Genomic DNA, 13,402 nt, shown 5'->3' on the forward strand with positions numbered 1-13,402 from the left:
AACTTTTCGATAATCGGATGGGTAATAGGAAGTTAGGAGACAGTCAGTCAATTCTCTCCCACTCCCCATTCCCTACTCCCCATTCCCCATTCCCGTTACCTATTCCCGCAGCTCCGGCTCCAATCAAAAAGCAGAGCGACTTTTAAAAAGCCGAGTAGTTCGGGCTGTTGGCGGTTGTCGCTGTTGAAATCTTGTTCCAGGGTAGTTGAATTCTTCTCGTGCAATGCGGCTCAGCTCGACAATCACAGACAAGTCTACTCCGGCTCGTGCAGCAGCATCGGCCGCCGATAGATTGTGATTTCTTACTAGCGCTAAAAATTGTCGCACGCTGTAGACTACGGGGTCGTTGGCTGCTGTGTAGCCTTTTTGAATGGCAATTAGCAATCCTTTTTCGACATCTGATGCTGTGGGTGCACGACCTCTATCAACGTTCACAGTCGGCGACATTCTTGGGTTTAGGGGAGCGATGCGAATTCCTAAGTGTTCTGGTTCTTTGTTGGTAGGAACGATGTTGAAGTTGTAAAGTCGCTGTTTCCCTTTTGAATCTACAGTTTTGATTGAAAGGTTAGTGATGGTAGCTGTGGTAGCTCCCGGAAAATTGAGCGCTTGAATGGGACGCAAGAAAACAGTTTTGGCTTGGCCGCTTGCCAACTGTGCATCGGTGCTGAAAACTATTTTTGAGGGGTCGGCAATTAAAACGTAGGCGAGAGCTTCATCGGTTGAGCTGAAGTCGATCGCACTTGCGCGGCCGGGATAGACTAAAATATCGATCGCACTATTGACGGCAATATCTCGACCCACAGTTTGATAGCCTGTTACTCTTGATTGAGCAAAAGCACAGTCTGGGTAGCTCGCAGCAGCGAACACTGCTGTGAACAAAAGCCCTCCGAGGGAAAGCATTCTTGGAGATTGGATGCGATTCGTCATGGCAGTTATCGGTTGATGTTGAGAAAATTGTTGACACTAGAAACGGGGATTTTATTTACTAATCGCCGCAGTCGCGTTGGGGCGACTTAACCGTTTACCAACGCCTCGGTCAACGGTAAATGTTGAGAAAGCTGTTAACAGTAATAGAAACCGGGGTTCCTTTATTAACCACAGCTACATTGGGGCGATTTAAAAGTTCTTCAGTTGCTCTATCTGAGCGGCTTTCCATCCGTTTTGCCAGGGGGCTGAAAAAGCCATCGAGGACGGCTGACCAAATTTGGGGGTCTCGACTTTCAACGGTGGTTGTACTGCCCCCAAACCTACCGCTAATACTGCTAGAGCTCCTGACTTTAGGCTCTGCGAACACTTGACCGACTCGTCCAACTCCCGACAGCACTGCGGTGAGGATATCCTGTCCGGCAATATCGTTCCCTGGGTCGAAGTAGCCTGAAGCAATCAGCGGCCCTCCGCCCTCTCCTGCAATCAAAATTGCGCCTTCTGGAATGGGCTGTTGTTTAATCTGACCGTTTCTATCAGAGTAGACGAGCGCCACAGCAGTAGCTTGTACCATGCGATTGGTTTTGCTGACGGTGCTGGCTTTGGCAATGACAACTGTGCCGGCAGGAAAAGCAATAGAGCCGTCAGTTGCCGTTACGTCGGCTGTGAGGGTGACGGCAAATTTGTCGTAAAGCTGTTTGCCTGAGCCTTCATCCCACAACAGGGGAACCGAAACTATGCCGTTGGCTGTGGTTCCAAGGGGAACCTGAGCTGTTTGGGAGGTTGAGGAACTTTGGGGCGTGCGGTTGAGAATGCCTTTTGCCCCTGGGGAGTTTACTTGTTCTAGGGTTGGGGAATTTGTTAAGGCATCCGCCTCTGGAGCAGCTTCTGGGGAAAGGGTTTGAAATTCTGTATCGGGCAAGGACGTTCGGCTAGCACTGAGTCGAGTCGCAGTCTTGATTGAGTTATCAGTAGAATCGGAACTTGTTTGGGGGGAAAAGGGAGCCGGAGTTAATTGGTTAGTGGGGTTTTGGGAGTTGTCGGTGGTTTCGAGGCTGTCCTCTCCATAAGGAAGCTCCGGGTGTAGCCTTTCCCCGCTGGCGTTATTTGGGTGGCTATATAGTTTTTCTGGGATTTGCTCGAAAGAAACGTATGAGGGTTGCGACTTTTGGTTGCCGATATTGACTGTTAGGAATTCAGTTGTTGGAGCTGGCTTTGTCAGAGCGGCGGCGGTAGCACTTGTTGTCGCTGGAGTGCTTGGTGTTGCACTCACGGCATTCGCTATTCGGTTAGGGTCAAAATTTCCCCTAATTTGTCCTAGTTGAGCGAGTTGGTTCCACCGCTCAAACGGGTCGATTTTTTCTTCTGTTGGAGTTGGAATTAAAGGTGGGGGTATTAACGGTTTGGGTATGGGGGCTGGTGGGGGCGCGGGTGTTCTTTGCGGTATGGGTGCGGGTACTGTTACCGTCCGCACTACTGTTCGGGGTACGGGTAGGGGTTCGCGTAGAGGAGTAGGTGGCGGTGCAGCGCTCCGGGTAGCGACTAGACGCGGAGTTCGTGGGGTTCGTGGGGTTCTTGACGGTTTGGGCGACGGTTCTGTTTTGGGTTTTGCGGTTTTTTGCGGTTTTTCGGCTAACAGTTTTTGTTGGTCTTGGTAAGCTAATTTAGCCAGCAACTCCGGTTTTTCATCTTTAATGGTGCCAGAAGAGCTTTCTTTTGGTGTTGATTGTGCGATAGGTTCGCGAGGTGATTTAGGCTTGATAAATTGCCAAATCAGCAGTCCTAGCAATAGTATTCCACCAGTCAATAGCAGTATTGTCACTGCTCTAGGAACGCCTCTTTCTGAAACAGGCGGGGGCAGTGGGCTTTCCTCATCTTGAGCGAGTTGATATTGAGTTTCAAGTGTTAGGGGTGCATTGGGGTCGAAATTAGCAATGAAGTTTTCATCAATATCATCGTCAGAAGGGGAAGGGTTTGGAGAAGGGGAAATAGGGGAATTGATGTTATCGTCATCATTATTATTGGGGGTATATTCACTTGATGCAGTTGTATGATTCATATTGGCTCTAGTGGTACTATTATCAGGAGTGGTATTAATTGGGTTTTCGGTTAATCCATTTCTTTTGTTAGTCATGGCTTTAGAGTTGAATGTGTTGTGTTTAACTGTACATAAAAAAGCAAAGAGAGAAGACTTCAAGCAAAGGGATGAAACATACTAAATGTTTAAATTTTTTAGTTGTTACGGTAGGTTTTTAAATTTACCCACTTGCCGGTTCGTCCCCTTTCCATGTCTCTTTCCTCTTCTAGGGTTTGAATTCGACAATTCGGGAAATTTCTAATCCGGCTGCTCTCAAAGAGTGAATAGTCTTCTCTAATTCATTAGCGTTTTCTTTGAGAGGGGATTTGGGAATTTCTACGGCTTTGACGGTGAAGGTTCGATTAAACTGTTCTCGGCTTTCTCCAATGCCTTGCTCTAGCACTACGCGAGTAGCAATTACATCTATTTCCCAAACACCTCTTTTTATTTCTCTGGGTTCTGAGATGTGAGAGATATAGACTCCAGAGCGGGTTTTTCCTGAATAGATGGTGTTGGGAACGAGTTTGGCAAGTTCAACAAGAGAAGCTTTACCAAACTCTGATTCCATCATCAAGGAGCCCATCCAAGCAGTTGTAGGAACTTGGGTACTGCCTTTAACTTTAATGCCGGGGTCGGGGTCATTTGTGCCGGGAATTTTGCCTGACCAAGCCCAGGTTAAATTCACCCAACTGGATACAAAATTTTGGATAATTTTCGGCTCTCTGTACAGTTCATCTTGTTCTGCAATTCGTGCTGCGGTTCCGTCTTTTAACTGGACAAAGGTAACTTTTCTTTGAGATAAGGCTCTCAAACTGACTGTGTTAACTAAAACAGCAATTGTCAGGAGGCAAACAAAGCTTGTTAGCAGGACAAAGCACAAGGCTAAGGTGTTTTTAGATTCAGGCAGTAAGGGTTGTGATTGTGGAAATTTCATATTATCGAAGGGGATGGCGAGATGGGGATAGAGAATAGGGAGATAGGGAGGAAATGGATTGGGAAACTGGGTTTGAGTAGTGAGTAACAACTCGGTTCGGTGAAGAAAAAGCTATCGGAATTTCCTTCCCCTAGATCAGTTTTCCAGCAATAACGCCGATCGCGTTACTGGCAATATCTGTAAGCTGTTTGGTGCTATTGGCGATCGCACTGTACAAAGCAGTTCCTCCACCCTTGGCTATTAACACGGCTAGAACGGGAGAAAACACAGCTAAAAAGAATAAAAAGGCGATATCTGTAACTAACTCTGCATCGGACTTGACAATCACTACAGCGACTAATCCAACGACGATGTTGTACCCCAATTGCACTCCAAATAACGACATAAATCCTATTAGCCAAGCCCAGATTGGTTTTCCTTGCAGCGGCAGCAGCGACAAGCCCATTGCCAGAGGCCCGAATAAAGCTGTTAGCAACAAGGCTGCTTCTAAAATGTTGACAAATGCCCACTGTACTGATCTAAGAATTAAGCGAATGATGGGCAAGACAGTAGACCTAAAAACTTGTCCTGCAAAATCGCCATTTCCTATATCCTGAAGATTGGCAACATTGCCTAAATTTTCGACAAATCGCTGCAAGCTTTTGAGAGGTCCTCCATTTTGCTGTTCGGCTGCCTGAAGGATTTGTTGAGCTGGCTGTTTTTTGCTGTTCCAGCATTCCACTAAAGCTGAGCCAACTTTGCCCTGACATTCGCTGTAGAGTTTTTCAATTTCTTCTTTGCCAGCACTGGTAAGGTTAACGTCGCTCAGGGCAGTTCTGAAGGTCATTTCTCCGACTTGAATTTTCATAATTTCTTGCACTTGAGTGCTGCCTACAGCTTTGATGAATTTGACACTTTCAGCTAAGACTTTACCGTTGTTGCTGAGAAATACTACAATTACGAGTGGCCAGATAAACATGGCTACTAGCTCTGACCAAGACTGTTTTTCAATGATTTCTTTGCCACTGGTGACAGCGAGGTAAGTAACAGATATTCCCGCCAGAATTAGTCCGAGTTTGACTAAGGCAATCCAGAGAGAGGATTCTTGAGTGTTGAAGGTGTTAGACCAAACTAAATTCCAGGATTCTACGGTTTTTTGAGAGACTTCTATGGCATCAGAGAGAGTGTCCAGGGCTTGTCCTGCTGTGCTAGTTTGGGCGATTAGTTGTGTCAGCATCTTTGGAAGGGGAGGGGGAAGGGGAAGGGGAAGGAGAGGGGGAGAGTGGGAGAGGGGGAGAAAGAGGGAGAGGGGGAGAAAGAGGGAGAGGGGGAGAAAGAGGGAGAGGGGGAGAAAGAGGGAGAGGGGGAGAGTGGGAGAGGGGGAGAAAGAGGGAGAGGGGGAGAGTGGGAGAGTGGGAGAGTGGGAGAGGGGGAGAAAGAGGGAGAGGGGGAGAGTGGGAGAGTGGGAGAGGGGGAGAGAACAAGCGGGACAAGCGGAAACAGGAAACCCTTATCCCCTCACCCTCTCACCCCATTCCCCCCCTCCCCCCCTCTCCCACTCCCCACTCCCTACTCCCCACTCCCCTTATTCACCCAAAGTGATGCCTCCCGGCATTTGAAACAGTCCGGCTTGAGTAGAAGAAGCGGTAGCCGCCGCAGCATCCTGCCGTCTCTGGGCTGTGTTAATTTCGTTGAGTTCTTCAGCTTGTTGAGCATTGAGAATGTTGGCAAAACTGCGATCGATTTGAGCTTGCTGGCCCTGCATGACTAAGGCACTTTGATTTTCTGCTGATAAGGCTGCTTGCTTAGCTGCGATCGCACTTTGTTGAGATATGTTTCTCATAATGTTCTGTGTGACATCTTGACCTTCTGAATCAGCACCCAATTCCATTGAATTTTGGCTCTCGCGATTAGTTTGCTCTACGTTTTGTTGGACAATTTCTTTCATCTGAGCTTGCTTTTGTTGAGCTTCTTTACTGAGAGTGGCTTTATTGGCTTCACTGACAGCACTTTCTCTTTCTGCGAGTTCTGCGGTATTCTCTTTGAGGCTGTAAGAATCTTGCGGTCTCTTCTCTAAAGCAGCGGATAGTTTTGTCCCTTCGCTTTCGGAGGTGTTGCCGTCCATTATGCTTTTAACTGCTTCTTTTAGGTCTGGAACTTTCAATTCTCCCAGGAATGAAGAGAGGGTTGACTCTATTTCACTGCTGAAATTTTCTACTTTGTTTAACAAATTGTCCCAAATGCCTGAGATGCTGTCGGAGATGGTGGAGATGGTATCTGAAATTTCGCCTGTTATGTTGCTAATTGTGTTTTCTATACCTCCTATTTCTTTCGGGTTGCTCAAGAAGTTATTAGCGGATTGTTGGATTTGGCTTTCTATTTGTTGATTTGGAACTGTGAAGCTGGAGCGGTTGAAAGTGCTGCTGTTAGGATTGTTTAAGCTGGGAAGCTGTGTTGCAGTCGGATTGCTGTCAGAGGTTTGAGCTTTTGCTTCAACATAATTTAGTATTAAGCTCAGCCAAATTGCAGGAATGCCGAGGCCAAGTTTAACAAGCAATTTCGGTAATTTCATCGCTTTTTCTCCGTCTAGCTAGCAATAAGGTCTTGAGGGGATTTGTGTCCATTGATATCAGTGACTGCATTCTTGCCAATATTGGTTAATGAACGTCCTTCTTTAACAGCTTGTACGTATTCAGAGGCAAATTGTTTGAGTGCTAGCAATTGCCCTTTTAACGTATTGGGATATTGAGCCAACACTCGCGCACGAGCCATCAATTCAGCTTGATTGTTAGCCACACTTGCTAATATCATTTCGCCTGGATAGTATCGGCTTTGCCAGAAACGACCTCCTTTTTCAATTAGCCAATTGGAATAAAGGTCGGCAGCTCTGGGAAGGAAAGCTTCTGTGGCATTTTGGCTAATAATTTCAGCCGGATATCCCAAATTTTTGATCCAAGAAGTGGCTCCGTTTGATGTCAATCTTCCGGTAATTCGATACACCATGTTTTGCATAATCATAGTTCCCGCACTACAATCGCAAATACTGTCGATATCTTGAGCTAGCAAGAGCACTGAAATGCCATTTTTTCTACCCACTGCACAGAGTTCGCCTACTACTTCAGCAAATCCGTCTTTCTTAAACAAAATCGAAAGTTCGTCTCCGATAAATAAGCTTTTAGGGTGAGAAAGTGCGTTGCGGATGCAAGCAGCGTGGGCGTTAATTGCCATTAAATACTGGTCTTGTTCGTTGCCCAGACCGCTAAGGGCAAAAAACTTAACAGCGGGTTCGGGTGAAAATGTACTCGGTCTGCCAATTGCTTTCCCTAAAGGTGAGGCTAGTAATGCGTTGCATTGAGTGGTAATTTGGTTGATGGCAATGCGGTCGAAGTCGGTAAAGTTTGGCAGATTTAGTTGCTCTTTCGTGCAGAATTTTAGGAGGTTTTTGAGGGTTGGCATTTCTTGCCACGCGGTCGATTTCCAGCCTTTTTCAAATGCCGTATTGTAGCGCTCGATAATGTCTGGGTCTTCCAGAAATTTTTTCAGAGTTAGCAGCAAAATGGCATCGACTCGCTGCGCTAATTTTGGGTCGCGGACTTTACCCATGCTGATAATAGTCAGCGCTTTTCTGATAAACTCTTTCCATTGGTCTAGTCGGCGCGATCGCTCTTCTCTGTCAAAACGCCTCAAATCGGGTATTTCGAGTAGATTCGAGCTGCCAGAGGTGATGTCGTAGTACGCACCATCGTCGCCTAACAGTTTCACTGCTGTCTCAAAGGTACTGCCGCTTCCTGCTGAGATGTCCATACCGACTACTGGGATATTAGCGGCTATTGCATCGGCTGCAAATCGCCATCCCAAAACACTTTTACCGGAACCAGACTCGCCTGTTATGACAGCGCGGCTGGTTTGGTTGTGCATGAGGTCAACGTACACGGGTTTGCCACCTTTGGTGATGAATTCAACTCCTTTTGAGTCGATGTCCCTTACAGCAGTTAAGGGCAAAATACCGGGGACAGTTTCGGTGTCTAAGGTGAGGCGGCGTTCGTTAATTAGCGAACTGCTGTGCAACAGCCAGCTTACAGTAATGGGCAAAGTTTCTAGCCACAGTTGCCAAGCAATGTTGCGCTCTCTTAATACCTTGGCAGAGCCGAAGCTGTGGGAGAGCATTTGGCAAGCGTGTGTTAGTTGCTCCGGGGTTGGTCGGTAGACTAAGAAGGTGACAGCAGCGTGAATTGCTCTTGCACCTTTGTACATTTTTTTCTGGGCTTCAAAGGATTCTTCCTGTTTGACTTCTGCTCCTACATCGCGACCTTGACCTTTTTCTAAAGCGCGTTTTTTGGCACTTTTAGATTGTTTAGCTTGCCTTGCTAAGTTGTCTTGAATAATAAAGTTGGGAGCGGCGCTAATTTCGACAACAGCTTCAGTATCGCGGACGTAGCTGTTGCTCATAATTTTCCAGAGCCATTGCAGTTGCTCTCTAGTATTGAGCCAGCCGCCGGGGCCCTCTTCCATTGTTAGCACGCCGCATTCTGCGTTTCTGCCGGGGAGCAAAATGCGTGAGCTAGCTTTTCTGTGTTCTGGGCAGCTCGAACGGCCGCTCATACCTTCAATTAAAATGGTGCAGGCGTGTTTGTGACTGTTGATGGTTTCGGTTAGTTTGTAGTCCGACGCGGTTTCTTTTAAGGTGAGAAGTTGGGGAATAGGGGGTACGGGTGAGCTGTTGAATTTTTGCCACAGCCATCCCCACAATGCTTGGGCATTCATGGGTTGAATTTCCAGTCCAATTTTGGTGTTTAGCAAGAGTTCCCACCGGATATAGCCTTGCTCGAAAGCGTCGAGCAGCAGTTGTTTGTAAAAGCGTTCAGAGTAGATGCGCTGGTTGCCTGTAAATTGTGCAGCAATGCTGTTGGCTGTGTTGATAATTCCATTGATGAATTTACTCAGAGGGTCGTTGGATTTGGAGCCAGATTGAGCGTTGAATGTCCAAGTGCAGAAAATAGTTTGGTTCCACAGTTGTCTGGTGCCTGCTAAGTTGAGTTCTTGAATGCGTTTCTGTTCGTTACGAACGAGTACAGAAATGGGTTTGAGGTGACAGTTGTCAGCCAATTCAGTTAACTGTTGCTGGCGAACGCAATCGCTGCTGTAGCAGCCGGTGTGAAAGGTCATTTTTTCGCCTGGGGGAATATCTTTTAGCCCTTCTTCTAAGGCGGTGGCTGCATTGTTTACTTCATGGCGGTAGAGAATGTTGTGAAAGCCAGCCGTCTCGAATCCGAATACAATTTGGTATTGACTGCCTTCATTCAGTAAGTAACCAGAAACTTCTCGACCATCCTTTTTGATAGTGACTAAACACAGGAGGTTTTGGTAGTTTTGGAAGGGCATAAGTCGGCTGTTACCTCCTTGTTGAGTGGGAGCAACTTTGGGTTTAAGTTTGACTCGGACTTGTGAATCGCTGATTCGGTGGCGAATGGGGTTTGGTCGGTGTTGGGGAACGGGAGAAAGGTATAAAAGATTACCGTTGTACCACTCATTCCCCGGCGGAGGTCTAAACCTGTCTACAAAAAGGTGAGGTTTGTTACCTGTCAGGAGCCACCAGCTTATAATTAGCCAGAAAGTAGTGGTGAAAAACCAAGGCATTCCTAAGCTGAATAGGCCGTTGGTGAGGATGTAGGAAATTACAGTGATTAGCATCCAGGGAATTAGCTGTTCCGCTGGAATGATGCCGATGCTGGCTTGTTTGCCGAGAATTTTATTGACGGAAATAAAGTCTTTATCTGGGTCTTTGATCATAATTTAAACGAGTTTAGATTTGAGGTTGAGGTATGGGGGAGAGGGGAAGAGGGAGAGAGGGGGAGAGTGGGAGAGGGGGAGAAGTTTGAAAACTTGCATTGCAACAACCCGATAAAAACTAGAGGGCTTCAACATCTAACATATACTCACCCACTTGAAGAGAAATGAGGGATTGTGTAACTGCCATCTACCTGAAAATTTAAACAGCTTGCTGTTTACTGCACACCTCTAATCTCCCCCACTCCCCCATTCCCATTCCCCTTCCCATTCTTCCCTAAGCTCCTCCACCTCCGCCATTGCCAACGAACAGAAAAGTTATTACGTCAACGGCAATTACAATGGCAAAGGCTAAGGCAACTTGGGTAACAATTGGTCTCCAGTCATTACCTTGTTGTGCTTGGTTGTAGGCGAAAAGAGAAGCGGCTGCTACTAACAAAAGAAATGCTCCGCGAATTAAGTTGAAAATCAGTTCGATGACTTCGGTATCAATAGCTTCGCCTCCTGCTGAAGAGGCTCCTTCTGCGAGTTCTTGCATAAATTCTTCTAAGCCGGAGAGGAAGAGGGCGTTGGCTGGGGAATCGAGTACGGAGCAAAGCGCAGTAGAGGTGATAATGGCAGTGGCAATGTGCCAAAAGCGAATTTTGCAGCCAATGTATCGCTCTACAATGGGAATAGCTCTAGTGAGATGCCATAAACTCAAAAACACAATGCTGGAGCAGCCTAAAGTCGCAATTAAGAGCGGGTCATGAATGCTGAAGTAGATGAGCGAGGCTAGGCAAATGCCGAGGAATGGAAGGTCGCCCAGTTTTATCTTCTGTTGTTTTAACCAGCGTGATAATGAGTTGCGGTTTCGTTCATTTCTTGTTTGGTCTAAGTAAGTAGCCATGTCACTATCTCGATTAAATTAGTGCTTTAATGCCAATTTAAGTTGCATCTAATCCCTGCAAAATCGCCAACAAAGGTGATTTTATACAGTGAGAGTGACCCCCTCCAAATGGAGGGTGCAAGTGAAAAAAGTTATTTCAAATTTCCATTTCGGTCTCAGTTTTTCTCGCTTCCTGCTTGTTGGAGTTCTGGCTTGGAGCAAGTTGCTGTTGGGAGAGGAGATTTTCAACTACTTCTGGTGGAATGTCGCACAGAAGTACCTCAAGATTACCTTTTTGGAGGCTGGCCTCAAAAACTATTTCGCTGTGAGAGTTAAAGCCTTTGACAGTACCCTTCGACTTGGATTTATCGCTGAATTCGACTTCAAAGTCGAGGCGCGAGCCTTGGGAATCGGTAAAGCTGACTTCATCTTGATTGCTTCTCTTTACCATTTCAGCTAGTCGCTCTTGGTTGAGAGCTTGTTGAAAAATCTTTAAGCGGTCGAGTTCTTCTTTTTCTTCAGGTTTCAGGAAGTCGTTTGTCACTTTCCATTCTCCAGTTTTATCCTGTACTGCTGAAAACAGTTCCTCGCCTTCCTTAGTTTTTAAGCTGACAGCGGTAGAGAAGTCAAAATTTGTTACATAAAGTTTGGCTTGTCCAAAATCAACCCCGTCTTCTAATGCAATGCCTTCCGCATTTGCTTCTTCTTCAGCTAAGCTGTAAATTTTTGCCAGTGTTGCTGCAAGTTGGGCGTCCTGAGTAAGATTTTGGGCGGTCACAGTGATTTTTTTAGCAGTAGCGTTAGCGCTGCTAGCTGGGATTGTTGATTCTAATGAAATTTTTTCACCTATTTCTGTTCCGTTTTGTACGAATTGGTCGCTGAGGGATGGAGTCGAGCTGTCGGGCGGTTCTAATTTTGCATCGCCAGCTTGAACGCCTGTCTCGCTTTTTTGAAGAGAAAGTTTGTTCTCTAAAGCTTCTATTCGCTGTTCTAGGGTATCGAGTCGCTTTTCAAGTCGGTTGAGTGCTTCATTTATTTGTACGAGTTGTTCTTCAAAACTCGCCTCTGTGTCAATCTTAATAGCAGCCGTTTTTTCAGAATTGTTGTCTCTCACACGACCGGAAATTTTATCAACTTTTCCGTGGACTTTGCTAACAGCTTTAGCTAAGAGCATACCGGGTGTTGAGACAAATTCGGCATCCGGTTCAGATAAGATGTTTTGTTGCGGTTCTGGCTCCGGTTCAGCTATTGGTAAAGCTTCGGATTCGACCATTGCATCTGCAACTGAATCCGCTTCAACCAAGCTGGTAACCCGCTGCGACAGCGAGTCAGCTCGCTGGCTTTGAGCTTGGAGCCTTTTGACAATACCGGCGACTTGGCGCTCTTTTCCAGCCCCAAGAGCAGCTTCTATAATTTGAGAAGCTGCTTTTTTCCCCATCAGAGTAGCGAGAACCGCAACTTGAGTGCTCAGGCCACTGACAGTTGTACCTTCTACCTCACTTCCAGAAATGGCTGTTCTACCACTAACTTGTACAGCAGCATCGAGGATACTATCGATGTTCTGGTCGTTTGATTTTTTGCCTTGAGGTCGCTGTTGGCTAGTTCGGGTTTTTGAGGGTGTGCGTGCTAAGGATTCAGCAACTTCTACCGCTTCATTTGTCTGAAGTTTTCTTTTGGTTTGGGATTTAGTTGATAATTCTTCGTCTTCCAAATCTTCTCGCTCAGAGTTTTGAAGGTGGCTTTTAGTTTGAGGCTTAGCTTTAGGTTGAGGTTCTTTGAGTTCAAACTCATCTAGTTCACTTAGTTGATTTCTCGGAGAGCGGGTTAAGGGTTTAGATTTAACCACTGGTTCCTCCGAATCCAACTCCTCTAGGTCATCTTTGGGAGGTCTAGTTTTGGTTTGAGAGTGGGGTGATGGCTCGTCATCCTCCCAACTTTCTCTTTCATTTTTTTGTGATTTGGTATTGGCTTTAAATTTCGAGCGACGCGAGGGTTCATCATCCTCTAATTCATCTAGTAAATCGTCTTTTTTAGACTTGTTTGTCGCTTTTGATTTAGACGTGGAAGAGGGTTCATCATCCTCCAATTCATCTAGTAAATCGTCTTTTTTAGACTTGGTTGTCGCTTTTGATTTAGACTTGGGGGAGGGTTCTTCATCCTCCAATTCATCGAGTAAATCGTCTTTCTTAGACCTTATTTTAGTTTGAGGCGAATCGAGTAATGCTTCAATTCCTGTTTTAGTAAATCGGTTGTCGTCCGGCTCTCCCAAGTGTTCCATCATGTATTTTCCTGTGGTAGAGCCGTACTCAGGTCGATCGCTCAAACTGAGGACGAGTCCGTTGTGCTTGACCTCCACGCTAATGCCAGGTTTGCCGTCTGCTTCCGTTAGTTCTTCAATTGCATCGGCAAAATCTTCTACGCTGGTGAGTCCGTTTTCCAGGCAGTAATCTAAAGCTTTCTCGCAGCGATTTCTTAGGTAGTTAAGGATTTTCTTGCCCTCCGCTGTGTTAGGGGTGATGTAATTTCCCTGGCTTCGGCTTCGGGATGCTGTTTTTGTGGGCATAATCTTTGTGGCGGGGTGAGTGGATATTTCCCATGAAATTCGAGCAGTATGGCTAGTGACTTCACTCTAAAGTGCGGTTTTGGGGAGTTAAAGTGACCCCCTCCAATCGGAGGGGGAAGGCATTGATTAAGCGGAAGCAAAAGAAGTGTCATATCATGTCCGTCAAAATACCTATAAAACCGCAGGCTTCAATGTGTGTTGTACAAATGTCCTCAAGGGAGGTCAAAGTCGAATGTGTCTTTTCTGGCCTCATTCGACTTTGACCTCCGA

8 protein-coding genes are annotated in these 13,402 nt (G+C 46.3%); all 8 read right to left on the reverse strand.

Going from position 1 to position 13,402, the window contains the following annotated elements; translation table 11 throughout:
- Positions 1 to 123 precede the first annotated feature (123 nt).
- The 8 genes from QUA88_RS20920 to QUA88_RS20955 all read right to left on the reverse strand — a co-directional run bounded on the left by QUA88_RS20920 (position 124) and on the right by QUA88_RS20955 (position 13,132).
- Positions 124 to 927, reverse strand: coding sequence for a hypothetical protein (locus QUA88_RS20920; RefSeq protein WP_333273607.1), 804 nt, complete (start codon positions 925 to 927; stop codon positions 124 to 126).
- Between the two features lie 109 nt (positions 928 to 1,036).
- On the reverse strand, positions 1,037 to 3,058 hold the full coding sequence (locus QUA88_RS20925; RefSeq protein WP_333273610.1) for a hypothetical protein: 2,022 nt from the start codon (positions 3,056 to 3,058) through the stop codon (positions 1,037 to 1,039).
- 169 nt (positions 3,059 to 3,227) lie between these two features.
- The gene (locus QUA88_RS20930) at positions 3,228 to 3,935 is read right to left on the reverse strand and encodes a hypothetical protein (protein ID WP_172193201.1); all 708 of its coding nucleotides are present in this window, start codon (positions 3,933 to 3,935) and stop codon (positions 3,228 to 3,230) included.
- 130 nt (positions 3,936 to 4,065) lie between these two features.
- Complete coding sequence (locus tag QUA88_RS20935) at positions 4,066 to 5,151, reverse strand: hypothetical protein (RefSeq protein ID WP_333273614.1); 1,086 nt, start codon at positions 5,149 to 5,151, stop codon at positions 4,066 to 4,068.
- Positions 5,152 to 5,499: 348 nt separating this feature from the next.
- Positions 5,500 to 6,486: a hypothetical protein gene (locus tag QUA88_RS20940; protein WP_333273617.1), complete on the reverse strand. Its 987-nt coding sequence runs from the start codon at positions 6,484 to 6,486 to the stop codon at positions 5,500 to 5,502.
- A 14-nt stretch (positions 6,487 to 6,500) separates the two neighbouring features.
- Complete coding sequence (locus QUA88_RS20945; RefSeq protein WP_333273620.1) at positions 6,501 to 9,704, reverse strand: hypothetical protein; 3,204 nt, start codon at positions 9,702 to 9,704, stop codon at positions 6,501 to 6,503.
- Between the two features lie 274 nt (positions 9,705 to 9,978).
- Positions 9,979 to 10,590: a hypothetical protein gene (locus QUA88_RS20950; RefSeq protein ID WP_333109686.1), complete on the reverse strand. Its 612-nt coding sequence runs from the start codon at positions 10,588 to 10,590 to the stop codon at positions 9,979 to 9,981.
- Positions 10,591 to 10,726: 136 nt separating this feature from the next.
- Complete coding sequence (locus tag QUA88_RS20955) at positions 10,727 to 13,132, reverse strand: hypothetical protein (RefSeq protein ID WP_333273622.1); 2,406 nt, start codon at positions 13,130 to 13,132, stop codon at positions 10,727 to 10,729.
- Positions 13,133 to 13,402: the final 270 nt, after the last annotated feature.

The sequence above is a fragment of the Microcoleus sp. D3_18_C2 genome (genome assembly GCF_036702395.1).
Classification (GTDB): domain Bacteria; phylum Cyanobacteriota; class Cyanobacteriia; order Cyanobacteriales; family Microcoleaceae; genus Microcoleus.

Excerpts from the sequence above, each read along its gene's own strand:
- QUA88_RS20940 (WP_333273617.1), bottom strand. The coding sequence starts at position 6,486 with ATGAAATTACCGAAATTGCTTGTTAAACTTGGCCTCGGCATTCCTGCA.
- QUA88_RS20945 (WP_333273620.1), bottom strand. The coding sequence starts at position 9,704 with ATGATCAAAGACCCAGATAAAGACTTTATTTCCGTCAATAAAATTCTC.
- QUA88_RS20935 (WP_333273614.1), bottom strand. The coding sequence starts at position 5,151 with ATGCTGACACAACTAATCGCCCAAACTAGCACAGCAGGACAAGCCCTG.
- QUA88_RS20920 (WP_333273607.1), bottom strand. The coding sequence starts at position 927 with ATGACGAATCGCATCCAATCTCCAAGAATGCTTTCCCTCGGAGGGCTT.
- QUA88_RS20950 (WP_333109686.1), bottom strand. The coding sequence starts at position 10,590 with ATGGCTACTTACTTAGACCAAACAAGAAATGAACGAAACCGCAACTCA.
- QUA88_RS20930 (WP_172193201.1), bottom strand. The coding sequence starts at position 3,935 with ATGAAATTTCCACAATCACAACCCTTACTGCCTGAATCTAAAAACACC.
- QUA88_RS20925 (WP_333273610.1), bottom strand. The coding sequence starts at position 3,058 with ATGACTAACAAAAGAAATGGATTAACCGAAAACCCAATTAATACCACT.
- QUA88_RS20955 (WP_333273622.1), bottom strand. The coding sequence starts at position 13,132 with ATGCCCACAAAAACAGCATCCCGAAGCCGAAGCCAGGGAAATTACATC.